The 23,402-nt window shown below is 37.8% G+C and carries 31 protein-coding genes and 1 riboswitch; of the genes, 6 read left to right on the top strand and 25 right to left on the bottom strand.

Annotation, left to right across the window (positions count from 1 at the left end; genetic code table 11):
* Positions 1–42: 42 nt before the first annotated feature.
* Complete coding sequence (locus JNUCC25_RS10240) at positions 43–1,416, top strand: MATE family efflux transporter (protein ID WP_029321363.1); 1,374 nt, start codon at positions 43–45, stop codon at positions 1,414–1,416.
* 79 nt (positions 1,417–1,495) lie between these two features.
* Here the strand turns inward: JNUCC25_RS10240 and JNUCC25_RS10235 are convergent, their stop codons facing one another.
* Positions 1,496–1,774: an AbrB/MazE/SpoVT family DNA-binding domain-containing protein gene (locus tag JNUCC25_RS10235; RefSeq protein ID WP_025752053.1), complete on the bottom strand. Its 279-nt coding sequence runs from the start codon at positions 1,772–1,774 to the stop codon at positions 1,496–1,498.
* 374 nt (positions 1,775–2,148) lie between these two features.
* Positions 2,149–2,529, bottom strand: a complete 381-nt coding sequence (locus JNUCC25_RS10230; RefSeq protein WP_013056721.1) for a helix-turn-helix transcriptional regulator — start codon at positions 2,527–2,529, stop codon at positions 2,149–2,151.
* A 229-nt stretch (positions 2,530–2,758) separates the two neighbouring features.
* Between JNUCC25_RS10230 and JNUCC25_RS10225 the strand changes: the two genes are divergently transcribed.
* A complete protein-coding gene (locus tag JNUCC25_RS10225; protein WP_013056720.1) occupies positions 2,759–3,193 on the top strand; it encodes an Hsp20/alpha crystallin family protein in 435 nt (144 codons plus the stop codon).
* A 42-nt stretch (positions 3,194–3,235) separates the two neighbouring features.
* Here the strand turns inward: JNUCC25_RS10225 and JNUCC25_RS10220 are convergent, their stop codons facing one another.
* Positions 3,236–3,997, bottom strand: a complete 762-nt coding sequence (locus JNUCC25_RS10220; protein WP_064471595.1) for an anti-sigma factor — start codon at positions 3,995–3,997, stop codon at positions 3,236–3,238.
* Positions 3,994–4,560 carry an RNA polymerase sigma factor gene (locus JNUCC25_RS10215; RefSeq protein WP_013056718.1) on the bottom strand — a complete coding sequence of 189 codons (567 nt, stop codon included), beginning with the start codon at positions 4,558–4,560 and terminating at the stop codon, positions 3,994–3,996. The genes JNUCC25_RS10220 and JNUCC25_RS10215 overlap by 4 nt, the downstream gene beginning before the upstream one ends.
* Positions 4,561–4,709: 149 nt before the next feature.
* Between JNUCC25_RS10215 and JNUCC25_RS10210 the strand changes: the two genes are divergently transcribed.
* The gene (locus JNUCC25_RS10210; protein WP_013056717.1) at positions 4,710–5,108 is read left to right on the top strand and encodes a thiol-disulfide oxidoreductase DCC family protein; all 399 of its coding nucleotides are present in this window, start codon (positions 4,710–4,712) and stop codon (positions 5,106–5,108) included.
* A gap of 159 nt (positions 5,109–5,267) precedes the next feature.
* Here the strand turns inward: JNUCC25_RS10210 and proC are convergent, their stop codons facing one another.
* From proC to JNUCC25_RS10190, 4 genes are read right to left on the bottom strand one after another with little or no spacing between them, the layout of a single operon-like run.
* Positions 5,268–6,071, bottom strand: a complete 804-nt coding sequence (gene proC, locus JNUCC25_RS10205; RefSeq protein ID WP_029321359.1) for a pyrroline-5-carboxylate reductase — start codon at positions 6,069–6,071, stop codon at positions 5,268–5,270.
* 3 nt (positions 6,072–6,074) lie between these two features.
* Complete coding sequence (gene bshB2, locus JNUCC25_RS10200) at positions 6,075–6,737, bottom strand: bacillithiol biosynthesis deacetylase BshB2 (protein ID WP_013056715.1); 663 nt, start codon at positions 6,735–6,737, stop codon at positions 6,075–6,077.
* Between the two features lie 23 nt (positions 6,738–6,760).
* Positions 6,761–7,108 (bottom strand): YojF family protein, encoded by a 348-nt coding sequence (locus JNUCC25_RS10195; protein ID WP_064471594.1) that lies wholly within the window; start codon positions 7,106–7,108, stop codon positions 6,761–6,763.
* Between the two features lie 46 nt (positions 7,109–7,154).
* On the bottom strand, positions 7,155–8,042 hold the full coding sequence (locus tag JNUCC25_RS10190) for a 5'-3' exonuclease (RefSeq protein ID WP_013056713.1): 888 nt from the start codon (positions 8,040–8,042) through the stop codon (positions 7,155–7,157).
* 243 nt (positions 8,043–8,285) lie between these two features.
* On the opposite strand from JNUCC25_RS10190, the gene JNUCC25_RS10185 reads away from it, so the two are divergent.
* Positions 8,286–8,597 carry a hypothetical protein gene (locus tag JNUCC25_RS10185; protein ID WP_016763842.1) on the top strand — a complete coding sequence of 104 codons (312 nt, stop codon included), beginning with the start codon at positions 8,286–8,288 and terminating at the stop codon, positions 8,595–8,597.
* A 50-nt stretch (positions 8,598–8,647) separates the two neighbouring features.
* Here the strand turns inward: JNUCC25_RS10185 and JNUCC25_RS10180 are convergent, their stop codons facing one another.
* Both JNUCC25_RS10180 and panE read right to left on the bottom strand, forming a co-directional pair.
* Positions 8,648–9,448: a GIY-YIG nuclease family protein gene (locus tag JNUCC25_RS10180; RefSeq protein WP_454223248.1), complete on the bottom strand. Its 801-nt coding sequence runs from the start codon at positions 9,446–9,448 to the stop codon at positions 8,648–8,650.
* Positions 9,448–10,377 (bottom strand): 2-dehydropantoate 2-reductase, encoded by a 930-nt coding sequence (gene panE, locus JNUCC25_RS10175; RefSeq protein ID WP_013056710.1) that lies wholly within the window; start codon positions 10,375–10,377, stop codon positions 9,448–9,450. The genes JNUCC25_RS10180 and panE overlap by 1 nt, the downstream gene beginning before the upstream one ends.
* Positions 10,378–10,629: 252 nt before the next feature.
* On the opposite strand from panE, the gene JNUCC25_RS10170 reads away from it, so the two are divergent.
* A complete protein-coding gene (locus tag JNUCC25_RS10170) occupies positions 10,630–11,550 on the top strand; it encodes a CobW family GTP-binding protein (protein ID WP_029321353.1) in 921 nt (306 codons plus the stop codon).
* A gap of 33 nt (positions 11,551–11,583) precedes the next feature.
* Here JNUCC25_RS10170 and JNUCC25_RS10165 read toward each other — a convergent pair whose 3' ends face one another.
* Positions 11,584–11,742, bottom strand: a complete 159-nt coding sequence (locus JNUCC25_RS10165) for a hypothetical protein (protein ID WP_013056708.1) — start codon at positions 11,740–11,742, stop codon at positions 11,584–11,586.
* 297 nt (positions 11,743–12,039) lie between these two features.
* Here JNUCC25_RS10165 and JNUCC25_RS10160 point away from each other — a divergent pair, with 297 nt between their 5' ends.
* Positions 12,040–12,366, top strand: a complete 327-nt coding sequence (locus JNUCC25_RS10160; protein WP_013082852.1) for a MerR family transcriptional regulator — start codon at positions 12,040–12,042, stop codon at positions 12,364–12,366.
* Between the two features lie 92 nt (positions 12,367–12,458).
* Here the strand turns inward: JNUCC25_RS10160 and rarD are convergent, their stop codons facing one another.
* The 14 genes from rarD to JNUCC25_RS10090 all read right to left on the bottom strand — a co-directional run bounded on the left by rarD (position 12,459) and on the right by JNUCC25_RS10090 (position 23,384).
* On the bottom strand, positions 12,459–13,385 hold the full coding sequence (rarD, locus tag JNUCC25_RS10155) for an EamA family transporter RarD (protein ID WP_013056706.1): 927 nt from the start codon (positions 13,383–13,385) through the stop codon (positions 12,459–12,461).
* Between the two features lie 136 nt (positions 13,386–13,521).
* The gene (locus JNUCC25_RS10150; protein WP_013056705.1) at positions 13,522–14,091 is read right to left on the bottom strand and encodes a cob(I)yrinic acid a,c-diamide adenosyltransferase; all 570 of its coding nucleotides are present in this window, start codon (positions 14,089–14,091) and stop codon (positions 13,522–13,524) included.
* Positions 14,091–14,513 carry a bifunctional adenosylcobinamide kinase/adenosylcobinamide-phosphate guanylyltransferase gene (locus tag JNUCC25_RS10145; protein ID WP_279824770.1) on the bottom strand — a complete coding sequence of 141 codons (423 nt, stop codon included), beginning with the start codon at positions 14,511–14,513 and terminating at the stop codon, positions 14,091–14,093. The genes JNUCC25_RS10150 and JNUCC25_RS10145 overlap by 1 nt, the downstream gene beginning before the upstream one ends.
* A complete protein-coding gene (locus tag JNUCC25_RS10140) occupies positions 14,465–15,079 on the bottom strand; it encodes a histidine phosphatase family protein (protein WP_013056703.1) in 615 nt (204 codons plus the stop codon). Before JNUCC25_RS10140 ends, JNUCC25_RS10145 begins: the two co-directional genes overlap by 49 nt.
* Positions 15,037–15,810 carry an adenosylcobinamide-GDP ribazoletransferase gene (gene cobS, locus JNUCC25_RS10135; RefSeq protein ID WP_013056702.1) on the bottom strand — a complete coding sequence of 258 codons (774 nt, stop codon included), beginning with the start codon at positions 15,808–15,810 and terminating at the stop codon, positions 15,037–15,039. The genes JNUCC25_RS10140 and cobS overlap by 43 nt, the downstream gene beginning before the upstream one ends.
* The gene (locus JNUCC25_RS10130; protein WP_454223246.1) at positions 15,807–16,367 is read right to left on the bottom strand and encodes a bifunctional adenosylcobinamide kinase/adenosylcobinamide-phosphate guanylyltransferase; all 561 of its coding nucleotides are present in this window, start codon (positions 16,365–16,367) and stop codon (positions 15,807–15,809) included. The genes cobS and JNUCC25_RS10130 overlap by 4 nt, the downstream gene beginning before the upstream one ends.
* Positions 16,364–17,443 (bottom strand): threonine-phosphate decarboxylase CobD, encoded by a 1,080-nt coding sequence (gene cobD, locus JNUCC25_RS10125; RefSeq protein ID WP_013056700.1) that lies wholly within the window; start codon positions 17,441–17,443, stop codon positions 16,364–16,366. Before cobD ends, JNUCC25_RS10130 begins: the two co-directional genes overlap by 4 nt.
* Positions 17,418–18,404 (bottom strand): adenosylcobinamide-phosphate synthase CbiB, encoded by a 987-nt coding sequence (cbiB, locus tag JNUCC25_RS10120; RefSeq protein WP_098278111.1) that lies wholly within the window; start codon positions 18,402–18,404, stop codon positions 17,418–17,420. The genes cobD and cbiB overlap by 26 nt, the downstream gene beginning before the upstream one ends.
* Positions 18,405–18,408: 4 nt before the next feature.
* Positions 18,409–19,017, bottom strand: coding sequence for an adenosylcobinamide amidohydrolase (locus JNUCC25_RS10115; RefSeq protein ID WP_454223243.1), 609 nt, complete (start codon positions 19,015–19,017; stop codon positions 18,409–18,411).
* 88 nt (positions 19,018–19,105) lie between these two features.
* The gene (locus tag JNUCC25_RS10110) at positions 19,106–20,065 is read right to left on the bottom strand and encodes an ABC transporter substrate-binding protein (protein WP_013056697.1); all 960 of its coding nucleotides are present in this window, start codon (positions 20,063–20,065) and stop codon (positions 19,106–19,108) included.
* Between the two features lie 258 nt (positions 20,066–20,323).
* Positions 20,324–20,456: riboswitch (cobalamin riboswitch) on the bottom strand.
* 90 nt (positions 20,457–20,546) lie between these two features.
* A complete protein-coding gene (locus tag JNUCC25_RS10105; protein WP_013056696.1) occupies positions 20,547–20,861 on the bottom strand; it encodes a thioredoxin family protein in 315 nt (104 codons plus the stop codon).
* A gap of 188 nt (positions 20,862–21,049) precedes the next feature.
* The gene (locus JNUCC25_RS10100) at positions 21,050–21,652 is read right to left on the bottom strand and encodes a YpjP family protein (protein WP_025752035.1); all 603 of its coding nucleotides are present in this window, start codon (positions 21,650–21,652) and stop codon (positions 21,050–21,052) included.
* 383 nt (positions 21,653–22,035) lie between these two features.
* Positions 22,036–22,812 (bottom strand): class I SAM-dependent methyltransferase, encoded by a 777-nt coding sequence (locus JNUCC25_RS10095; RefSeq protein ID WP_454223282.1) that lies wholly within the window; start codon positions 22,810–22,812, stop codon positions 22,036–22,038.
* Between the two features lie 134 nt (positions 22,813–22,946).
* Positions 22,947–23,384, bottom strand: coding sequence for a BrxA/BrxB family bacilliredoxin (locus JNUCC25_RS10090; RefSeq protein WP_013056693.1), 438 nt, complete (start codon positions 23,382–23,384; stop codon positions 22,947–22,949).
* Positions 23,385–23,402: the final 18 nt, after the last annotated feature.

Here is a 23,402-nt window from a genome sequence, read left to right as displayed (position 1 = left end):
AATGCTTTTTGGTGTAAATGTTTTCAAATTGGGGGTTTTTTAATGCAACAAACGTTTTCAACATCTCAAAAAGTTAAGCAGTTCGTTTTTATTTTATTTCCGATATTGGTCACCCAGTTTGGAATGTTTTCAATGACTTTTTTTGATACGATGATGTCAGGAAGGGTAAGTGCAGATGACTTGGCAGGGGTAGCAATTGGTTCAAGCTTGTGGGTACCTGTTTTTACAGGGCTAAGCGGGATTTTAATGTCTATTACGCCAATTGTTGCACAGCTTGTTGGAGCTAATCAAAAGAAAAAGGTTCCGTTCTCCGTCATTCAAGGGCTTTATGTGTCCATTTTAATGGCCGTTGTTATTATTTTAATCGGTTTTTTTGTTGTTGATCCTATTTTAAAAGGGATGAATTTAGAAGCAAACGTAATGCGCATCGCCAAACAGTATTTAATTGCTTTATCTTTTGGTATTATTCCGCTTTTTATTTATACGGTTTTACGAAACTTTATTGATGCTTTAGGGCAAACTCGTACGTCTATGCTTATCACCATTTTAGGGCTTCCGGTTAATGTAGCTTTAAACTATGTATTAATCTTCGGTAAGCTGGGCTTCCCCCACTTGGGTGGAGTAGGCTCTGGTTATGCAACTGCCGTTACGTATTGGTGCATACTCATTGTATCCATTGTAATTATTCATAAAAAAGAACCTTTTTCTAACTTCGATTTATTTAAAAGATTTCACCGTATCTCTTTTTCTACTTGGAAAGAAATATTAAAAATTGGTTTACCTATCGGTTTTTCGGTCTTTTTCGAAACAAGTATTTTTTCAGCCGTCACGCTGTTTATGAGCTCGTATAATACCATTACAATCGCTTCTCACCAAGCAGCTATTAATTTTGCCTCATTTCTCTATATGATTCCGCTGAGTATTTCTATGGCTTTAACGATTGTTGTGGGATTTGAAGCGGGTGCTAAGCGTCATCAAGATGCAAGAAGCTATAGCAGGATCGGTGTAACTATCGCTGTTGGCATGGCTTTTGTTTGCGCAGGTCTTTTATTTACTCTTCGAGAATCAGTAGCTTCTTTGTATACAAAAGATGCAGATGTACTTGCATTAACTTCTCATTTTTTGATTTATGCAATTTTCTTTCAGCTTTCTGATGCTCTTCAAGCTCCTATTCAAGGCGCTCTGCGAGGATATAAGGATGTAAATGTTACCTTTTTAATGTCCTTGGTATCTTATTGGGTAATTGGTCTACCTTTAGGCATTGTTTTAGCAAAATACACCGATTTGCAGGCGTTTGGCTATTGGATTGGACTAATTGCGGGGCTTGCTGCAGGAGCAACAGGACTTGCGTATCGTTTGATAAAAATACAAAAAAAGCAGCTGCTAGAGGAGAATAAATCTTCTCGAACGGCTTAATCAAAAAAAGAACGTTCTCAAAAGAACGTTCTTTTTTAGTTTAAAGACGGATTGATATTCTTCCTTATACTAAAACTTCTTATTTATTTAAGGTACGCTCTAACTCTTGTAAAAGCTGTTCCGCACCTTTTTTACTTAACACAACGTTTCCATTCCCAAAGGTTAAGTTTTCACGCGTAATTTCCCCAGTTACTAAGCAAGCACCATACGGGCTATACTTTTGTAAAATAATAATATCTTCATCAACATATATTTCTACTGGATCACCTGTGTTGATATTTAAAATACGGCGCAATTCAATAGGAATTACTACGCGACCCAATTCATCTACTTTTCTTACAATTCCTGTAGACTTCATAAAATCCATTCCTTTCATAGTAAACAAATAATATCTTCTCGATACAAATCTAGTCAAATTCGTCAGAGTTGCTAAAACCAAAATGCTTCAATGATGGTCTGATAACGGTTTATAAGTTCTTAAAATATGGCAAATAACGCATTAAATAGATTTATATACACTTTGTATCATATCAATTCGTACACTATTTATGAATAGTGCATAATCTTTAAAATCGAATTCATCCATATATGTTAAAAGTGTGTATTTTATCCATAATATAACTATATATCCATCTTTTACACTACTTTGTACCCATTTTATAACTTTTATTCCGACATAAGACGACAAAATCAGCTATAGAAAAAACGTGTCTTTTCTAACTAAAGACACGTTCATTTGGACCCGAAGTTGTCACGAATAGCTTTTTGAATCATAGCTTCACACCGCTCCAGCTCTACTTTTAATTGTTTTTTATATAATTTAGCTTTCTCTTCTCCCTCATTTGTAAATGTATAATAAACCACTTCTTGAAGCTTCATTCCTTCTTTTTTACGCTTCACCTGTTTGAGGACACCGTCTTCAATCAAGTCATGAAGAGCTTTGTATACTTCAGAATGATTAGGTTTGAACCCAAAAGGTCGAAATTCATCTCTTAACACATCTAATAACCGAAGGCCATACAGACGCTCTTGTTCTGTCATCGTAATCATATATAATTTTAAGAAAGCACGTTGTTTTAATAGAAAACCACTGGATGTACGCTTTTCTCTCATCTCAACTTCCTCCTTCACATACTTGCTTTCATTCAGGATAATAGAAAGCTCTATACGTAATTATACTTTTTTTATTCTACATAATCCTTCTTTTTCACTCAAAATCTCTTTTTTTTCTCACATTTTTTCACTTATTTACGTGTTTTTCTCATTCTTTATAAGCAGGCATTGAATTTTCTTTTTTTCATATATATAGAAGGAATTTACGTGAATATAAGGAGGGGTTCCTTTGAGTAAAAAATATGAAGAGATTGATTGGGGTTCGATTCAGCATAAGGTAGAAGATATGCTTGGAAATCACTTTTGGAGCGATTTAAATCACATCTTGCCCAAGCGATTTCCAAACGTCGACTTATATGAAACCGATAAAGAAGGCATTATCGTCGTTGAGGTTCCTGGACTGCATTCAACTAACGACATTCAAATCAAGTTGGACGCAAATATATTAACAGTTGAAGGAAACGTTCCTTATGCTTATGAAGCATCTAAACAAAAGTTAAAGCTCAACGAACGCCATACAGGCATATTTTCTCGCACGGTCAAACTTCCTTTTCACTACACAGACGAACCAGTTCGCGCTAAGTACAAAAATGGATTATTGGAAATTCGACTGAATAAGATAGAAAATGATCAAACCATTGCCATACAATTTGAAGATGATTAACTGCACGTAACAAAAACCCTTCTGTTAGCAGAAGGGTTTTTGTTAGAGCGCTGAACTTAACACAATGTTTCCTTTTGGCGTCTTATTATTCGCATTCGGTTCTAAAGTAATCGCCATAACATCCCACTTTTCAGTCTGTTCTTTTTGGCTCATCGTATAGACCACTGTCCCGTTTCCATTTTTATCTGTTACAAAAGCACCTGCCGGATGAGGCTTATCACCTTTTATGAGCCACACCTGATAGACTTCATTCCCCTTTACGTTTTTCAAGTTATTCGCTTGAATGACCACATTTAAATTTCCACCTTTTTTCGTAAGGGATGCTGTTGCTTCGCCAGAAACGTTCGGCTCTGCCTGCAGCTTCATTGTTTTTTCAGATGTAAGAGGTTCGTTTTGAGGAGCAACCGAAACATTTGATTCTTGTTTGCCTTTGTCTTCATCTTTCAACAGAAAGTAGCTGTTTCCTGCAAGGGATAAAAGAAGTGCCGCAGCTAATCCAATAATGATGGATTTTTTATTTGATTTCTTAGACGCAGCATGTTGTTTTTCATTTTTTAAAGCTATTGGTTCTCTCTTTGTCTCCCCTTGATCTTCTTCGAATACATTCGCAAGTATTCGCTGTTTCATTTCTGGCGGAGGAGATTGTTCTGGTGTCAAATACGTTAGATCTCCAAGAACTTCCTCCAGTTCTCTTAGTTCTTCTTGACAGCTTTGACAGTTTTTTAAATGCATTTCAAACTCTTTTTTCTCATGGGAAGTCAACTGATCATTATAGTAATCAATTAGTTTATTGCACATACTCATGAATCAGCTCTCCCTTCTGCATCAGTACCTAAATATGTTTTTAATTTCCGCAACGCTAATCGCACCCTACCCTTTACTGTTCCTAGTGGGATTTGCTGCTCTTCTGCTACTTTTTGCTGCGTTAATCCCTTAAAATAAACGGATTGAATAATCTTTTTTTGGTCTTCAGACAATTTTGATACAGCGTGCCGTACTCTCTGCTGTTCTTCTTTCCACTGAAGCTGCTCGTCAATCTGAGGATGATCATCTTCAATAAAATCAAAAATCTCTTCTGAGAAAATAGGATCGGTTTTTCTTTTTCTCACAATATCAATCGCGGTATTTCTTGTAATCGTAAACAGCCATGATGAAAACTTCCCTTTTCCATCGCTGTAAACTCCCTTTCCTCTCCACAGCTTAATAAATACTTCTTGAACAGCTTCTTCAGCAATATCAGAGCTATTTGTTAACCGGTATACAAACGAATAAAGAATTCGCTCATACTTGTCATACAGCAGTTCAAGGGCTTTTTTGTCTCGTTCTTTTATTCTATTGTATAAGACAACGTCGTTTTGCTCTTTCATACCCTTCTCCTTTAACTCTTATGAGTCCTTATTATATAATCGAATTACCTTTGAATTCGGATCACTTTCACATCTTTTAAAAGTACCTTTATTTTTCAAAAATGACAAGTAATTATACTTTTTTTATGGAATAGGAGCGAAATTGTCCAATGAAACATTTAATTCTTTTTGATGGTATATGTAATTTATGTAATAGCAGTGTTCAATATATTATTAAACATGATGAACAAGCTTTGTTTTCTTTCGCTTCTCTTCAATCAGATTTCGGAAAGCAGCAGCTAGCCTCTCACGGCTTACTTCCTGAGCAATTAGACAGCATTGTATATATTCATGGAAACCAAAGATATGTAAAATCAACGGCTGCTTTAAAAATCGCCAAGCGCTTAGATGGACCCGTTAAATTTTTATATGCTTTCATTATCATTCCTGCACCTATTCGAGATATAGTATACAACTGGATCGCTCGCAACCGATATAAGTGGTTTGGCAAACAGCAGCACTGCATGCTTCCAACTTCTGATACGAAAAAGCGGTTTGTTGATGACTAAAAAAGCTTGGGACATAGAGAAAAAACAGTTCTAAAGAGGACTATATTTATGTTAAGGAAGTCTATTCATTAAAAAATCCGAACTGATTCAACATTCTAATGAAAGAATGCTGAACTATAGTTCGGATTTTTCAGCTAACATATGGTTGTACGAGCTTTTTTAGCTTCCACCCATTGCTTTTTTATTCGTTGCTTCAATTGCCTGCTTTATTATTAAGGAAAAGTCTTGTTCTTTCATCACTTTTAACCCTTCGGCAGTAGCGCCGCCTGGAGTTGTTACTTGCTCTCTTAAAGACGCAGGATCTTTGGTTTCATGCAACATTTGTACAGAGCCATACATCATTTGAATAACTAAATCTTTGGCTGTTTTTTCGTCCACACCGTAAGCAGTAGTTGCATCAATTAACGATTCTGCAAAATAATATAAAAATGCCGGTGCACTGCCAGTTACAGCCGTTAGCTCATGTACTTCTTTCTCTGAACACTCATGCGCTTCACCAATTCCTTTTAAAATCATTTGAAGCACTTCTTTATGCTCTTTTGTGGCAGAAGTTCCAAGTGTATACAGTGACATCGATTGTCCAATCATAGCAGCTGTATTTGGCATAATCCAAGCGACAGGCGTATCCTGCGGAAGATGACTTTCTAAGTAACTCGGACCAATTCCTGCCGCTAACGTTACGACAAATTGTTGATTTAAATGAGTCGAAAGTTCCTTGAGCACGGAAGGATGGGCCTCGGGAGGCATCGCTAAAATAATAACATCCGAATTGTCAACTTCTTGGCGCCAATTTTGCGTCGTTTGTACGCCGTACGTTGTTTCAACACGCTGTAACCGCTCAATATCTCCGTTGTTTGACATCACCACTGCCTCAATACTGTCAGCGCTGCTCGTAACCAAACCAGCCGCTACAGCTTCAGCCATTCGTCCTGCTCCAATAAATAAAATTCGCTGTTTTTTCATCTGTTACTCCCAGTTATATGTCCAGAATTCTTCTCTAGTTAATAAACGTTCCATTTGCGGATAGTCAGATAAGCGATCGAAGTCAATTGCGTTCATCATTCCTTCTGTTTGAGAACGATGGGCTTTTAACGCTTCAATTTTTTTATCTTTCATCGCTGTTACATCAAAAATAACATCTGGTTCTCCAATATGTTCAATACGATCTTTTGAAAACGCATGACACCAAACAACCGGACGCTTTTCTTTTGGCATACGTTTTACCGCTTGAATCGTAGCTGCACCCGTAGCATTATGATCAGGGTGTACCGCAAAGCCAGGGTAATGCGTTAAAATGTGAGTCGGCTTTACATCGTTAATGATTTCTTCAATTTTATCTGCAAAAACATCAATATCAAGAAATTCCAGCGTTTTATCACGAAGCCCTAGCATACGCAAGTCTTGAATATCTAAAACGTTCGCTAAATCTAAAAGTTCTTTTTTTCGGATTTGAGGTAAAGTTTCACGGTTAGCAAACAGCGGTCTACCCATATTTCGTCCCATTTCACCTAGCGTAACACAGGCATATGTAACGGGCGTTCCCTTTTGTCTAGCTTGCGTGATCATTCCTGCTGCTCCATATGCTTCATCGTCAGGATGCGGAAATACAATTAATAATCTTTCTTCCATGTTCTATTCTCCTCTCTTTTCTGTTATGAAAACGGATGTTCACTTAATTGAAGGGCAACTGCTAAACGACCTTCAAAGTCATGCCCAGCTAGAAGAAGTCGGCCTTCTTCATCAATTTCCCAATCTGTTAATCCCTCTGCATAAATCCATCCTAAATCAATTTGAAGACCTACACGATAAGGACCTTCTCCAGTTATCTTTCCGTTTGAAATACTGACTTTACCATTGCGAATAAAAGCCCCAACTGTCATTACTTTTTCATTTACGTGTGAAGCATATGCACCGTTTGTCGTTTCAAGGTGTACATATACGTCTTTATTTAAAAATGTTTGTATTTTTTTTTGGACTGTTTCTTTATGAATTGGTTGCACGCTTGTTACTCCTTTCTCATGTTCATAAATTGTATTGTACTAAAAATCATGAGCGAATCCTAATGTTTAGTTCTAGACTTTGAATTTCTTTATTCCATCGTTCATAATCATACATAAATGTTAATTTTTCCCAAGTCAACATACTGATTTCTTGAATGTCTATAATAATCTCAGCGAGTTCACGACTAAGCATACCTAGTTCTTTTCCTTCGACCAGCTTTTTTTTGTAACGATTAAAAGCTGGATCTAATTGTTCAATTTGTGCATAAATTTCATGGATAGAGCCATATTGTTGAATAAGAGGCAGTGCGGCTTTTTCTCCTACACCAGGAACGCCCGGAATATTGTCAGATTTATCACCAAGCAATGCTTTTACGTCCACCCATTGACGAGGATGAATATTGTATTCTTCTTGAAAGTGCTTAAAGCCATAAACAAGATCGCCAACCTGCTTTTTGGCAATAATTTGCGAAATATGTTGATCTAGAAGCTGAAGCAAGTCTCGGTCATTGCTATAGATGTACCCTGGACTTTGCTTTTCCTTACTCCACTTGCTTGCAAGTGCTCCAATTAAATCATCTGCTTCATAAGAAGACAATGACATTTGATAAATGCCTACTGTGTCAAAAAATTGTTTTAACGTTTCGTACTGCTGAATCAGCGGCTCAGGCAGCTCTGCTCTTGTTTGCTTATATAGGGCGTATGTATCTTTACGTTTTGTATCCTCACGCTTAACATCCCAAGCGACGAAAATATGGCTTGGCTCATATTGGTGAATCAATGCATGCATTTTTTGAATCGTTACTCTCAGGGCATTTGTAAATTGGCCCTTACTGTTTCTTGTCAACGCTGCTTCATCTCTGCCATAAGAAGTAGCAAAATAACAGCGGCTTAATAAATTAAATCCATCAATTACTAATAGTGTTTCGTTCACGTAGTCACGTCCTTTGAAAACTTTGCTCCTTTAGCTTTTAGAGCAAACATACTATAGCACTTGTTCTTTGCACGCGTCAATGAAGCGCACAAAGCTCAAAACACGCCCACTTTTTTCTCTCAATGTAAATGTAGTATAAAGATGTTAAATTGTTGTTATGATTTATTCGTTTGACTTTTAGAACTTTTGACTATCCTATAAAATGAGGATGAAAGATCAATCCTACAAATGAAGGTGAAAAAAGTGAATAAAAACACGATGATTAAAACATTAAAAGTTATATCTGTTGTGTCGCTTCTCGCTTTGTTATTTATCATTGCTTATGATCGTTCCATGTCTACATCCATGATTATTTTGTTCAGTTCGCTCATTTTCTTTGTATTTGTACTTAGCGACTTTTTTTTCGATCGCAAGCCGTGGGGATTAAAAGGCCTTCAATTATATATATCACTGATGTTATTCATCATTGCCATTTTTGAAATGCATCAAGTTGTCAGTTCACTTTGCGTTATTTCCATTATGGCTCTACCAAAAGTTATTGACGAATTAGCTTAAGTGTGAATGATAAATGATAAAATCCATGATCACAATGATCATGGATTTTATTACGTTTTGAGTAATTTTTCAGAGATGCGAAGAGCTTCTTCTATGCCAAATTTACGCACTAAACTGATGGCTTCCTTTATTTCTCGTTTTTTCAAATCATGGGTCAGATTTAAATTTAACAACACTTGAATAACAACTAAATCCCGCATCGTAAACATCATATTCTTTTTCATATCTCGCTGAAATGTATACTGCTCTTTTAAGAGCCGGTCACTTATTGCTAACACTTTCGACTCCGGAAGATGTAGCTGCGCTCCTGCTTCTTGACAAGACCACAATTTTTTCACTCGATCTTCAGCATTCATATTTGCGACTCGTGCATATGTAATATCGCTGTTTTCTTGACGAATCTCTATCTCTTTTAACGTTGGCTTTAGCACCGTTTTTCGCTTGGAGACTTTTTTCTTATCAACTCCTGTATCCCTGAGGACTCTGCCGTGAACGGTGTAAATGTCGTATTCATTTTCTCTTTTTACATCTTGTTTATTGTATTTTGGAAAATAACCATTTACAAGCATCGTTCTCAGCATATCTAATTCTTTTTTTAATCCATGAACTTCAATATATCCAACAGCATAAATTTCTTTGTGGAATTTTTTTGTGTTGCTAACGCCTTTTCCTGCAACGTGAGCTCTTACTCTTTCTAATAGAGAGCCCGTCGTTGTTCCGATATACAAAAGCCTGCCGGGTTTATCAAAGAAAAAATAAATGCCGGGAGCGGAAGGCAATTGTCCTATTTCTGCTGTACTTAGCAGCTTCTGCAGTACCTGCATGACTGCTAAATCAATTTTCGCTGTCATTATTTTTGATAACCTTTTAACATTTCTTCATACACTTTTAGATGCGTATACACAGTTTGAAGAAGGGGTACGTGTATAGACGATTTTTCAGCTAATGTCAACAAATATCCTTGAAGGTGGTCTCCTTCAATTTGAAAACTTTTTTCCATATCACGCTGCATCGATGACTTCATGTCATACGTCATTTTGTCCATCGTATTCATATGCTGTTCAATAATCCCTTCAGCTAATGGTGCATCGTATGCCATCATAATATTTTCAACTTCTTTAAAAAGCTCTTGTACGAATTGACGCCCTCCTTTTGCCGCTAGCACTGGGCCAACAGGTGCGCGCATAAGAGTGGTCATGCCTGACATAACCGTAATAAATAAATACTTATGCCACATATCCTGTTCAATATATGAACTTTTTACAAACGAAGCTTTTGTACCACTGAACGCTTGCTCAATCAGTTGTAATCTTTCTGTTTCCTTCTGCTTAAATTCACCGAATACAAGTCTGTGAGCTGGACTTGTCTGGACGACATCTCCATCTTTGTTTAAAGTTGTTTCAATAAAACACAGTCCTCCAATGACTTTTTCTTCCCCAAAAGCTTCTTGTAAAGGAACGACGTGAGCCATACCGTTTAACAAAGGTACGACAACTGTCTGATTCCCTACAAAAGGACGCACATCCTCAATTGCCTGTTTAAGATGATAAGCCTTAGTTGTGAACAAAATAACATCATAAGGCTCTTTCATCTCAGATTTTGTAATAGCTTGTACAGGTGAAGTGAAGTCACCGTGTATGCTCTTGATAACAAGTCCATTTTGTTCCAGCTCTTTTTTTCTGCGTTCTCTAACAAGAAAAGTAACATCCTCTCCTTTTTCCACAAGCCTGCCTCCAAAATAACCTCCAACGCCGCCTGCGCCTAAAACTAATATTCGCATAACTTTTGCTCCCCTTTTTCTTTTTCTTTTATTGTAGCACAGCTAGTTTGAAATTTTATAATATTCTTATTTCATTGTATTTTGAGTTTTTTACAAAAGATAGCCATAGCGCTTTTAAAGTTGTTATAATGAATACAAAAAAGCATAAAAATTTACGCATAGATATTTATCCCCTCTTGGATATACTATTTACCAATCCGTAATCGGAAAAGTTTCGATTTAAACAATGTTATTTACATAGGAGAGACTGAAATGAAAACAGAAATCTACATTTTATCTGGATTTTTAGGCAGTGGAAAAACAACGTTACTTAAACAGCTGCTTCAGCAAGAAAAAGATCGTAATCGCAACATTGCTGTTGTGATGAATGAGCTTGGCCAAGTTTCGATTGACTCAAATGAAGTAGAAAAAGACACGCCGTTAAAAGAATTGCTAAACGGCTGCGTGTGCTGTACTATTCAAGGTCAATTTGAAACTCAGCTTCATTCACTTCTACAGGAGAACACATTGGATGCTATCTATATAGAAACAACCGGAGTTGCACATCCCATTGAAGTATTGGATGCCTGTATGTCTCCTCTTTTTGCGCATCAAGTCACGATTAAAAGTATTATCACCACACTCGATGCAACAAGGTGGAAAGAACGTGGGTCCTTAAGCATTCAACTTCAAAAACTTCTTCAAGAACAAGTAAAACATGGGGATGTAATTTTATTAAATAAAACGGACATGCTGTCTGAGGCAGAAAAGTCTTCCCTGCTTTTTGAGGTTCAATCAATTAACGCTCGTGCAATAACATTATTAACGACATTTTCCCGCGTGAAGCTTGACGTGATTCAAAGAGCTCAGCTGTCTCAAAAACAGCCGCACCATAAGGCTCATGTTGAAGATCATCTTCATTTGAAAACATTTGTATATGAGTTTACAAAAAAAGTGGATCTTGAATTATTTGAAAATTGGCTGCGCCAAATGCCAGATACCATCTATCGTATTAAAGGCTATATGCGCTTTACTCATTCGGATGATACGTATTCGTTTCAATATTCATACGGCATGCCTCTATATATGAAAGAAATAATGAAGCTGCCCACCACTCTTGTCTTTATAGGGGAAAACCTCAACCACACTAAGATGAAACAAGAATTATTTAATCTTGAACAGCAGTCCAATTAAAAATCCCGCCTAGAGCGGGATTTTTTTTATTACTTATAAACAGGCATTTTGTACTCTGCGCAAAATTTCATATGCACGATTTCCAGCTAACTCTGTCAACTCTTCAAATTTTTCATCTCTTTTCAAATCAAGTTCAATAATTTCTTTTGCCAGCTCAATAATCTCTTCTTTTTTCAATTGTTGCACAGCCATTTAAAACGCCCTTCCCTTTTAGAATTTATGTATATTCTCACATTTATTTTCTATTCATCATTTTGAAAGCAAGTGGTTAACCACAAAGCTTTATCCTGTATAGTTAACCACTTGGGATCGAGTTAATCATTAGTTTATAGGACTCTTTTCCCTATTTCATTATTTATGTCACTTTTTCTCACATAGTAATTCAAAAATATAACATATATATGTTAGAATGTATTACATGTTATAAATTTTTGTATTTTTTTCCTTTATAATAATAACATACTACTACGTACTCAGGGGTGAGGGAGATTGTCTACGAATGAAGCGTCATATCGAGATAAAAAAGTCATGTCTATTGGGATTGTAAAAGAATTAACCGGTTTATCAGAAAGGCAAATTCGCTACTACGAGAAAAGAAGCCTGCTCTTTCCGGACCGAACCAATACGGGTATCCGGAAATATTCGTTTTCAGACGTCGAACGATTAATGGATATTGCCGATCGCATAGAAGAAGGAGTTCAAACGAGTGAAATACGCACAGAACTGGCCAAAAAAGATGAAGCGAGAAAAATGAAAGAAGTAAAAAACCAAATGCTTCAAGGTCAGTTGAACGCTCATTTCAAGCGGAAGCTATAAAGTTATACATACGGTGACTTTCCCGTCTCCGTTTTTATTTCTTTACGGCAGACAAAAAAGCGCATATCTAAAGATATCCGCTTTTTTGTCCGTTAAGCTGAGCGCCCTTTAAAGAATTTCGGCTGATGAGAACTCATGAACTTAGTTTTAGATAAAATGAACATAACCGATCCGCCCCAAATGAACAAAAAGGCAATCATCTCTACGCTAGAAAACGGTTCATGATACACGAATACCCCTAATAAAAGCGTCATGGTAGGAGCAATGTACTGTAAAAAACCGACCATCGATAGCGGAATAAGCGGGGCCCCTTTAGCGAAATATAATAGTGGCATAGCTGTAGCAACACCGCCTCCAATTAAAAGAGCACTCAGATCAAGCGACTGAAGGGAAAAACTTGAAGATCCTTTCACTAAAAGAAAAATAAAATAAATAACTGCAATAGGTGCAACCATCATCGTTTCAATCGTTAATCCTACTTTTGCTTCTAATTGAATAGTCTTTTTTACAAGACCGTACAAACCAAAGCTAAACGCTAAGCTTAATGATACCCATGGGATATGCCCGTATGTAACTGTCATAACGATAACACCTATAGCAGCTAATCCAACAGAAGCACCCTGCCAAAAATTAAGCTTCTCTTTTAAAACGACTATACCAAGTAAAATACTAACGAGCGGGTTGATGTAGTAACCTAAACTTGTTTCAATAATATGATTATGGTTAACCGCCCAAATGTAAACGAACCAGTTGATGCTGATCAGCACTGAAGCCACAAATAAAATGACCGCTTGTTTCGTATTACGAAATAATAAACCAAGCGTCTTCTTTAAAGCACTCATTTGCTTTGTCACAAGCAAAAGTAAAAGCATAAAAACAAATGACCATATGACACGGTGAGCGAGTATTTCATTCGCATTCACCTCGCCAAGAAGCTTCCAGTAAAGCGGAAAAAGCCCCCACATAACGTAAGCGCTGGCTGTATAAACAATACCTGCTCGTTTAGAATCTTGATTCATTTCTCAACCTCTTTTCTTTATCTCTCTGTCTCTTATCATTATAGATGCATTTACCTCTTTTTTACAGCTTTATTTTGCCTATCGAAATAGCTCATTAAAAAAAACGATCGCTTTTAGCTCGACCGTTTTTTATACCTTATTTTTTAGGCTGTTTAAATACTTTGGCACTGCGAATATATTCTACATCTTGTACATTTTCTCGCGCGTTAGCGATTCGAGCCGCAGCAAAGAAATAATCGGATAAACGATTTAAATACTGAAGCACCGCCGCATTAATTTTATACTCACGCTGCACGCCAACAACAAGCCGTTCTGCGCGGCGTGTAATCGTCCGGCAAATATGAAGCGTTGTCGCTGCAGGTGTGCCTCCAGGTAAAATAAAACGCTCAATGGCCGGCGCTTCTGACATATAGACATCAATGCGTTTTTCAAGTACTGATATCATGTCGTTTGTTACTTTGTACGGATGATCATCTTTTGCAAATGCTAAATCACTTCCACAGTCAAAAAGCTCATGTTGAATCGTAATTAGCTCTTCTTTTACATCTTTTAATGTTGTTTCATCCAGCTGATAAATCGCTTGACCTACAAAGCCATTTAGCTCATCAATCGTACCGTATGCTTCCACTCGAATATCATCTTTATTTACTCGTCCTCCAATTAAGCTTGTCTGCCCTTTGTCCCCTGTTTTTGTGTAAATGTTCATTATATTTCCTCCTTCAATCGATTAGCAATTCCGTACCAAATGTGATCTACTTTCCGGGCATGTGCCGCTAAATGCTGATACGCATACCCGCATTCATCTCTCCACTGCCGTTCTGTTGGATCTAAAGGAACAATCCCTTTGCCGACTTCAGTTCCGATCACTATTAACTTTTCCCATACACCGCTGTCTCTCCACTTCTGTATTAACTTTTTAACCACAAGGTGCGGAGACTCCAGCTCGCTATGTATTAATTCCTTAACATAGTGCTCAAATCCTTCTAGCACTATGTAACTTTCTTCGAACTCAAGCGCTGGTAAAACAGGGTTTTCATACAAACAATGCCATTTTACCGACTCACTGGCATAATGCTGCTTCACCCATTTTCTTTTGCCGGTAAATGCACCGCCGAATACGAAATGCATGCTCTTCTCTCCTTTGCCTGTTTGTATGTACACGCTACTGAAAAACCTTCTCCATAAGAAAAAGAAACATCCCAAAGCGACGCTGTCTGTTTAAAGTGGGATGCAAGTAAACGCAGTGGTCCGCCGTGTGAAACAATAGCAATGTGACGCAATTGCTGACTGGCCGCCAAATCGACCGCTTCTTCCCACGCTGCCCAAATTCGGTTTGAAAAGCTTGAGAAGCTTTCACCATTCGGAGGCGTATGTTCTGTCCAGTGATCAATCCAATTTCTATACGCCCGTATGTTTTTTAAATCTTCATACGTCTTCTCTTCCCAATCTCCAAAATGCAGCTCACGCCAATTTTTACTTTTAACCACCTGAGATTTTGGAAAAACAACTGCACTTGTTTCTAGCGCTCTTTTTAAGTCACTGGAAATAACGAGCTGAGGTTCTAGAAAAAGCTCTTTCAATTCATTTTTCCCTTCTATACTTAAAGGCGGATCACTCCACCCTATATATTTTTTCTGTTGATTTTCAAGCGTCATGCCGTGACGAATACATGTGATAACCAAAGAATTATCCATAAAAGCGTTTCTCCTCCTTCAATGGTTGCCCCTATAACATCTCCTGTTACGCCACCAAACTGCGAACGATAAAATCGTATCCAGAGCCATAGAAAACCGGCAAAGAAAAGAATAATGAATTTATTGTCCATAAAAATAACGAAAATAGCAACTAAGAATAGGCTCATGATGATAAATCCGTAAATAGACCGTTTGGTGACTCCTTTTTGAAAATATGCAGCCAGACCCGTCTCTTTAGCGGGCTTATCTCTCAACAACAAAAAGGCTGCTCCAATTCTTGGAAGCGTAAAGACAATTAAGCATGCCCAAATTGATAAAGAAGAAAGAGACACTAATTCATAGATCGCACTAAAACGCAGCAGCAGCAGAACCATAAGAGAAAGAATAGCAAAAGACCCAACGTGCGGATCACTTAAAATCTGCAGTTTTTTTTCCTTTGACTGATGAGAAAAATACGCATCGCTTACGTCCATCCAGCCGTCTAAATGAAGGCCACCCGTTAAAACAAGCGGTAAAAGCAAAACTAAAATACTATCAACAATCGTAGTGATAGGTGAAGATTGAAGCAGCTGTAAAAAGCTATAAAACATCAAGCCTAGTAACATACCAATCCAAGGCAGCACAAAAAGTGAGCGTGCCGTTCTTTTTTCAGTCCATTGAACGGTTTTAGCCAGTGGTAAGATCGTAAAAAACTGGAGAGAAATTCGTAGTATAGCTATCCATTCTTTCATATATCTACACATTCCTTTCCTTTTTTAAAACGATAAATTCCCGCTTCTACACAAATAGCCACATCTGCTTTTTCTACAATATACTGATGTAATTTCCCTAACATCTTCATATAGCTATATGTGGGCTCTTCTAATACGCCCGCTTCAAACAGTTCATTAGATACTAGCACAACCGTCTGAGACTGCGCAAACAGCTTATCGAGCGTTTCTATCATATGAAGAAAAACCGCTTGTTTCCCTTCTTTTGTTTGCCACCTTCTTTCTGTTAAAAAAAGCTCATTGGCAAGCCAATTCGTGACACAATCCAAAAGTATAGCATCATCACTTTGAAGATTTGGAAAAATTTGTTGTAAATTTACAGACTGTTCGATCGTTACCCAAGGCGTGTTCGCTGCTTGGCGTTCTTTTTGATGAAGCTGGATGCGTTTTTGCATTTCCTTATCTGTTTGCCTGCTTGTGGCAATATAAACAGCGCGCTTTGCACAAAAAGTTTGAACCATATTCTCCGCTCCACGTGATTTTCCGCTTCGAACGCCTCCGCTAATAAAGATGATCATATTTCATCGAGTCCTTGTTTGATTACTTTAAGTAAATAGTCATTTTCTTCTTTCGTTTTCACGGCCAAACGGATATAGCGTCCATTTAAAAATGGAAAGTTTTCAGTATGACGAGCTACCACGCCATGGCTTGCTAAATAGACAAGCCATTCGCGCGTTTTAATAGAAGACGGAACGCTGCAAAGATAATAGTTTGTTTGAGAAGGAGAAACCAAAAGCCCCCATTCCTTTAGTTGACTCAAGATCCGTTCCCGTTCTTGTTTAATATAATGTACGGTTTTTTTCACAAAATCTTTTTCATCCACACATATCATTCCTACTTGCTGCGACAATCCATTTACACTCCAAGGAGGCTGCTTTTTAGACATCTTGCTAATGATTTTTTCATTTGCCAAAATATAGCCAAGACGAAGCCCGGCAATATTAAACATCTTTGTCATGGAACGCACCACAATGATATGCTCATAATCCAGAATAAGAGAATCAAATGAAGGCTGATGTTCGACAAAATCAATGAATGCCTCATCAATTATTAAGTATGTACCATGATGAGCAGCAGCTTTTACTACTTTCATCCATTCCTCATGACTATACATAACACCCGTTGGATTATTTGGATGGCAAATCCACAGTACTTTTATGTCCGGAAGAATACTCATAATCAACTCTATATCCCAACTCCAGCCATTTTCTTCAGCTAAAGGAACGTATGTCACTTCACATCCATAAGCTTTACTTGCCTGTTCATATTCAACGAAGGTCGGCTGTACAATCCCTGCTTTCTCTCCTGAAAATAACGAAGCAATAAGGAAAAACGCTTCAGCGGCGCCATTTGTAGGCAGCACTTGAGCAGCTGAAACATGATGATGAGCTGCAAGTTTATTTTTCAGCTCTGTTACTTGAGGATCAGGATAACTAAACGCTGCATCCTTGAATTCGTTCCACTTTTCGTGAAGCACAAGGGGAGCCCCTAAAGGATTTGTATTCACGCTAAAGTCTTTTATATGCGATAAATTCTCGGCCCCTATTGCTTTTAAAAAGACATTAGGATTAGCTCCATGTGTAGGTAATAGCACTAATAACTCCTCCTAACAAAAGATATAATAACCACGTAGCATAGACCGTCCTTTTCATAATGAAAACAGCTTGTTCAATATGACCGGCTTGCAGGGGAATGAGTGGTTCACCCATTTTTGCACGATTAGATTCTATGCCTTTATATGTATTAAGCCCTCCGAGTTGAATACCTAAAAGAGCAGCCACTGCGCTTTCCCCGTATCCGCTATTTGGGCTTGGATGCTTCTTAGCATCACGCTTAATCAAACTCGTTACATGCCCAAGAGAATACTGGCTTTTTACTACATTAACAGCCGTCATCACTACTGCAGTTAGCCGACTTGGAATATAGTTTAATACGTCATCGGTTTTTGCACTAAAGTAGCCGAACAGAAAGTAGCGGTCATTTTTGTACCCAACCATCGAATCACATGTGTTAATAGCTCGGTAAAAAAAGGCTAGGGCTCCTCCTCCTATAAATGCATAAAAAAGCGGAGCTGTAATACCATCACTTGTATTTTCAGCCACGGTCTCTACCGTCGCTCTGGCAATTTCTCCTTCTGACAAACGATCTGTATCTCGTCCCACAATCATACTTACTTCATATCTAGCTTTCTCCATATCTCCTAGCTGAAGCGGCTTTTGTACCTTATAAGCAGCTTCGCTTAAAGAACGAGTGGATATAGTAGTCGCAATCATTACGCCCTCTACTAAAACACCTGCTATAAAATCAACTCCGTACAAAGCATGGAGGAACAAAAAGGGAACAACTCCTGCTAGCACAGCCATACTTATCACAAGAAGCAATCCTTTGAATCGTTTTCCTACACCTTTATTTAATCTGGAATCCATCCAATAAATCCACTTGCCAAACCAGCGAACGGGATGCGGCCAATTTTCGGGGTCGCCTATGATTCGGTCAATTAGTAAAGCAATCGTCATGGCCGTCATGTGTGCAATTATCGCTTGTGTAATACTCATTTTTTCACCTCTTTCCCTTAAGTCCCTGCTCTAAGCTTATTTTCACCAGCTTGGCTACCGCTTGACCTAAAGCGGTCATAGAGCCTGCATATTCATATAATGGTCCTTGCTGAGACGCTGCAACTGAGATGCTGTCCGTAGATGTTCCCGTAGCAATCGTCTTTGTAGCTGGATCTATGACCCCCAGCTGTGACAGCGTTTTTGTTTTAGCTTCTGTGGCCGCAATAAAAAGCTGTAAAAACGCAGCATCCGTAAGCGTACCTTCCACGAAAAAAAACATATTAATTGTACCGGGAGAGGAATAGAACGGGGCAGCTTCGTCAGCTGTAATATCTACTGCGTTTCCTACTCCAGCCGTTATCACGGAAGCTACTCTTACTCCGTAGCCTTCATAACAGTAAACCGCTCTTTCTTTTAACCAAACGGCTGTCATCAACCCTACGATTTGCTCATGGCGTACATTTTCTTTCATCAAATATTGCTCATACTCCATAGAAGGAGTATCTGAATAATAGTCTTTGTGAACAAATCGATTGTAAAAGGTGTCCGTTTCCGTAATACCTGTTCCTAAAACCCCTGAGCTGTATGTTTTATAAGAAGTCTCGGTTTTCACGATTAAAAGCTCAGGCCGTTCTTCAATTTTAAGATGTGAAAAGGGACCAATCCCCTTTTCAATTCGAACTGGAATATGGTCCCTCTTCTTATTTATTGTACACCTCAGGGTATACTGCTTTTGCTAAGTCCTCTAAGCCATCTACAATACGAGGTCCTAAGCGGTTGATTTTGTTTTGATCAACCTTCTCGATGTTACCCTCTTTTACAGCAGTCATGCTGCTCCAAGCGGGACGCTTCATAATCTCATTTTTGTCTGCATCATACGTTGCGATAATAACGTCAGGGTTTAACTTAACAACTTGCTCTTCAGAAAACTTAACCCAACCCTTTTCACTACCCGCTACGTTATCAGCACCGATCATAGTAAGCATTTCGTTCATGAACGTACCTTTTCCTGTTGTATAAATCTCAGGAGCTCCTGATACCTCTATCCATACTTTTTTACGATCTTCTTTTGAAATCGTTTTTGCTTTTTTCTCAATTGAAGCTACTTTTTCTTTCATGTCTTTAATTGTTTGATTAGCTTCTTTTGTTTTACCTGTTAATTTACCGATTTGCGTAATAGAATCATAAACCGTATCAAACGTTGTTGAATCTTTTACAACAAATACCGGAATACCCGCACTTTCAATTTGTTTAAATACTTCATCCGAAACGCCCATACTTGAAGCGTGTGCCAGCACTAAATCAGGATTTAAAGCAATAACTTTTTCTGCATTAACGTTCATATCTCCTACCTGCGCTTTTTTCTTTACGCTTTTAGGATAATCATCGTTGCTTGTAACACCGACTAATTCTTTTTCAAGGCCAAGGGCATATACAATCTCCGTATTACTTGGCATTAATGAAACAATTTTCTTAGGCTGTTTTTTCAACGTAATTTCTTTATCACGCGCGTCTTTTACCTTCACTGGAAATGCAGCTTGTGACGTTTGTGCCGTATCTTGCTTCGTTTTTTTATCACTGTTGCTTTGGCTGCCTGCACCGCATGCAGCAAGTACGATGACTAACAGTGCAATAATGGAATACGAAAGCCATTTTTTCATCTAAATACTCCCCCTATATATTGTTCATTGTGAATACGAAACCTCCACGTTAAAGAAAAAGCAAATGATCATGCAAAAAGCAGCGCTATCCCGTTTTTCCGCTTTGACTATGTATACTGCTCGCCGGCAGCTTCAAAATAAAAAAGCTTTACTTTCAATTGAAAGCAAAGCAGGTAACGTCAAGATAAGCAGGAAAAGAATCCGTTCACTATACTTGATAAGTATGTTCATTACCCTGCTTCACCCTTCCTCGAAGGTTTCACAGCTAACAATAAGGCAGGTCTCCTGACTTACGCACAAAGCGCTTACAGTGGCGGGACCGCGCTGGTTTTTCACCAGACTTCCCTTTTCACTCAATCTTTAAATTGAGACCTTATTGCTTTACGATTATTCACTTGTCCTAGTATACCCCACTCATGGAAAAATGGAAATAGCCATTCTCACAAAAAAAGCTGCGAGAATGCTCTCGCAGCTTCAGGAATTAAAGAGTTGCTAAAAATTCACGGACCGCTTCAGGCGTTTTAGCATTTGCACTGTGCAAGTGTGCAATTTTTTCACCGTTTTTATATACAAGAAGAGAAGGAATACCCATTACATTGTTTTCAGCAGAAAGTTCTTCAAACTCATCCTTGTCAATTTTAAACCATGCTTTATCTGTATTTTCGTCAACAATTTCATCAATGAACATATCCAAACGTTTGCAATCAGGACACCACGTTGTCGTAAAAATCCCAACGCTTAGTGTTTCGTTCTTAATTTGTTCGCGAAATTGTTTTTCTTCCGTAAATTGTTTCATTGTGTTACCTCCAGCATCTATTCGTTCCTTCTCACTATTCTATGGTAAGAAGTCTGACTTCATTATAAACGATTTTTTTATCGTTGTGCTAATGTTTCAGCTTATTTAGACCATAACGGTTTTAGACGTAAAAAAATGCTAGCTTAAAAAAGCTAACATTTCGAAATCGTAGAATGTTGTGTCTATTATCAGCTAAACCATTTAGGCGGCATGTTTCGGTTCCAATAAATTTTCCCTAAATCATAATGCTTTTGAAAATTATCTGCAGCCGCATGATAGTGAAAATTAAACCAGTATCCATCTTTTGGAGGATTTTCACGCCGTACGTGAAACCGTATTAAGTCCTGACCGGTCTCCCGGTCATATACATGGAAAATCTTTTCACCGTAGCCAGCAGCAGGATGCTCGCTTATCTCGAGATTCTGAATTGACTGTTCACGTTCAGTGCCAATGTCGGTCAGCACTTCTTCAATTTTAGGTAACACTGCTTGACGAAATTCATCTTCAATGACAGGCCCAATTTTTGTTCCAAATTTTTCCACTGACTGTTTTTCAGCTGATTCCATTGCATACGTAACAAATGATGAAACGTCTTCATATTTTGGTTCTTCATATGGCAAATGAATATCTTCTATAACAGCTGTGACAGGAGTTGTTTCTCTTACATACCCTGCTTTATGTTGCTTGTCCGCTTTTGCATCATCAACGTATAAATATTCTGGTGGAGTGACAAGCCCAAATGTAAATACTGTAATAAATACAACTAGCATTCTTTTTATCCATCTAGGCATTCGTATCTTTCCTTTCTCATCTTTTCCCATATGGTCTTTTCATATCGTAAAATTCATTGTTATAACTCACTAGGTATTGTAACATACTTATTAATTTTTTACCTATATTTGCTTATTCATTTATGCTGCCTACGGGCATTCGAAGACTTTTTAGTTAGCACCTTCCTTCTTCTGTTTGAGGTTGTCACACCGAGCGGAAACCTATACAAGATATTCCTTTTTTGCTGGATGCTTAAACACAAAAGTATTTTTATGTTCAAAAATATATCATACTTTTATGAACTTTAGATGAAATTCATAAAAAAAACTTCCAAAACTTTTTAATTCCTAAAAGGTTTTGGAAGTCTTTTCAATGATCGGAATTCATTTTACTTTTTTGTTTATTATTGTATATCAATTGTCCCGTAATGAAATTTTGATGTTTTTCGTTTCTGTACGGTAAATCCATGTTCTTCAAAACGACTGCTTTTCCAATGATCTTTTAGCACGATCTTTTGTTTGGCTACTCTTTTTGCTTCTTGTATAGCCATTGGCGTCAGCGTAGTATACAGTGCTATTGCTTTAATACCGTTAATTCCATTCGATTCATCAATTTGCTCTTGAAACATAGGATCAAAGTAGACAACATCAAAAGAATTACCTTCACAACACGCCAAAAACGATTCAAAATTTTGATGAACCACGTTTATACGCTTCATTGCATCGTTCAACTCTTGTACGTCACTTTCCCAATTTAAAAGTCCTTGTTTGACTAAATAAGCTACATAGCGGTTGCCTTCTAGTCCGACAACTTTCCCGCTTTTCCCTACCGCTGCGCTCGCCATCATACTATCCGATGCAAGACCAAGTGTACAGTCAAGCACGCTCATTCCTTTTTCTAAACCAGCAGCTTCAATAAACGGATCACGTTCTCCGCGCAGCCATCTCTTCACTCTAAACATAGCGGAATTTGGATGAAAAAAAATAGGTTCCTCTTCGTTTTGAACGTGCAACTCTACTCTATTCTTACCGACAACCAGCACGTCTGCAGCTTGAAGATTCTGAAGATCTGCAACGGATTTCTTCTCTCTTACTACAAAAGGTATACTTAAATCAGCGGCTACTTGTTTGGCTTTTACAATCATCTGTTCATTTGTTCGACCAGCAGTCGTAACAATCACTTTCATAACTCCCCCTACACTGTTTGGCTATTTACATAAAGAAAAAGGATGCCGATAGACATCCTTTTTCTTATAAAGTATATGCGATTTTTCTCTAAAAATCTATATACTAGATGTGACAAAAGCAGGACATTTTATGAACAGTGCTGCTTAAAGCCATTTAAAATGTTTTCAAAAATAACTTCTAACGGCTGACCTTCAATTTCATGTCGAGGAATAAAATGAACGACTTCTTTTCCTTTTAAAAGCGCCATAGACGGTGATGAAGGCTCAATGTCCCCAAAATATTCACGCATTTTAGCTGTTGCTTCCTTATCTTGACCGGCAAAAACAGTTACCACTTGATCTGGTTTTTGCTCAGACTGTAAGTACGCTTGCGTTGCTGCAGGACGTGCTAAACCAGCAGCGCATCCACAAACTGAATTAACGACAACAAAAGTTGTTCCTTCTACGTTTTCCATAAAATCAACTACGGCTTCCTCTGTTGTTAATTCTTCATAACCAGCTTGAGTTAATTCTTGACGCATTGGTTTAACTAACTGACGCATATATTCTTCATATGCCATTGACATATTAACATTCCTCCTAAC

This window comes from Priestia sp. JNUCC 25, assembly GCF_053667915.1.
Note: the sequence above shows the minus strand (reverse complement) of the source record. Positions and strands in the feature narration are given on the sequence as shown.

Coding starts and splice junctions, on each gene's coding strand:
- JNUCC25_RS10235 (WP_025752053.1), bottom strand. CDS start 1,774: ATGAAGTCTACAGGAATTGTAAGAAAAGTAGATGAATTGGGTCGCGTA.
- JNUCC25_RS10170 (WP_029321353.1), top strand. CDS start 10,630: ATGAAAACAGAAATCTACATTTTATCTGGATTTTTAGGCAGTGGAAAA.
- bshB2 (WP_013056715.1), bottom strand. CDS start 6,737: ATGGAAGAAAGATTATTAATTGTATTTCCGCATCCTGACGATGAAGCA.
- JNUCC25_RS10110 (WP_013056697.1), bottom strand. CDS start 20,065: ATGAAAAAATGGCTTTCGTATTCCATTATTGCACTGTTAGTCATCGTA.
- JNUCC25_RS10180 (WP_454223248.1), bottom strand. CDS start 9,448: ATGACAGCGAAAATTGATTTAGCAGTCATGCAGGTACTGCAGAAGCTG.
- JNUCC25_RS10210 (WP_013056717.1), top strand. CDS start 4,710: ATGAAACATTTAATTCTTTTTGATGGTATATGTAATTTATGTAATAGC.
- cobS (WP_013056702.1), bottom strand. CDS start 15,810: ATGAAAGAATGGATAGCTATACTACGAATTTCTCTCCAGTTTTTTACG.
- proC (WP_029321359.1), bottom strand. CDS start 6,071: ATGAAAAAACAGCGAATTTTATTTATTGGAGCAGGACGAATGGCTGAA.
- JNUCC25_RS10130 (WP_454223246.1), bottom strand. CDS start 16,367: ATGATCATCTTTATTAGCGGAGGCGTTCGAAGCGGAAAATCACGTGGA.
- JNUCC25_RS10230 (WP_013056721.1), bottom strand. CDS start 2,529: ATGAGAGAAAAGCGTACATCCAGTGGTTTTCTATTAAAACAACGTGCT.
- cbiB (WP_098278111.1), bottom strand. CDS start 18,404: ATGAGTATTACACAAGCGATAATTGCACACATGACGGCCATGACGATT.
- JNUCC25_RS10240 (WP_029321363.1), top strand. CDS start 43: ATGCAACAAACGTTTTCAACATCTCAAAAAGTTAAGCAGTTCGTTTTT.
- JNUCC25_RS10100 (WP_025752035.1), bottom strand. CDS start 21,652: ATGCCTAGATGGATAAAAAGAATGCTAGTTGTATTTATTACAGTATTT.
- panE (WP_013056710.1), bottom strand. CDS start 10,377: ATGCGAATATTAGTTTTAGGCGCAGGCGGCGTTGGAGGTTATTTTGGA.
- rarD (WP_013056706.1), bottom strand. CDS start 13,385: ATGAATCAAGATTCTAAACGAGCAGGTATTGTTTATACAGCCAGCGCT.
- JNUCC25_RS10150 (WP_013056705.1), bottom strand. CDS start 14,091: ATGAACATTTACACAAAAACAGGGGACAAAGGGCAGACAAGCTTAATT.
- JNUCC25_RS10145 (WP_279824770.1), bottom strand. CDS start 14,513: ATGCATTTCGTATTCGGCGGTGCATTTACCGGCAAAAGAAAATGGGTG.
- JNUCC25_RS10105 (WP_013056696.1), bottom strand. CDS start 20,861: ATGAAACAATTTACGGAAGAAAAACAATTTCGCGAACAAATTAAGAAC.
- JNUCC25_RS10090 (WP_013056693.1), bottom strand. CDS start 23,384: ATGTCAATGGCATATGAAGAATATATGCGTCAGTTAGTTAAACCAATG.
- JNUCC25_RS10140 (WP_013056703.1), bottom strand. CDS start 15,079: ATGGATAATTCTTTGGTTATCACATGTATTCGTCACGGCATGACGCTT.
- JNUCC25_RS10215 (WP_013056718.1), bottom strand. CDS start 4,560: ATGAAAGAGCAAAACGACGTTGTCTTATACAATAGAATAAAAGAACGA.
- JNUCC25_RS10165 (WP_013056708.1), bottom strand. CDS start 11,742: ATGGCTGTGCAACAATTGAAAAAAGAAGAGATTATTGAGCTGGCAAAA.
- JNUCC25_RS10220 (WP_064471595.1), bottom strand. CDS start 3,997: ATGAGTATGTGCAATAAACTAATTGATTACTATAATGATCAGTTGACT.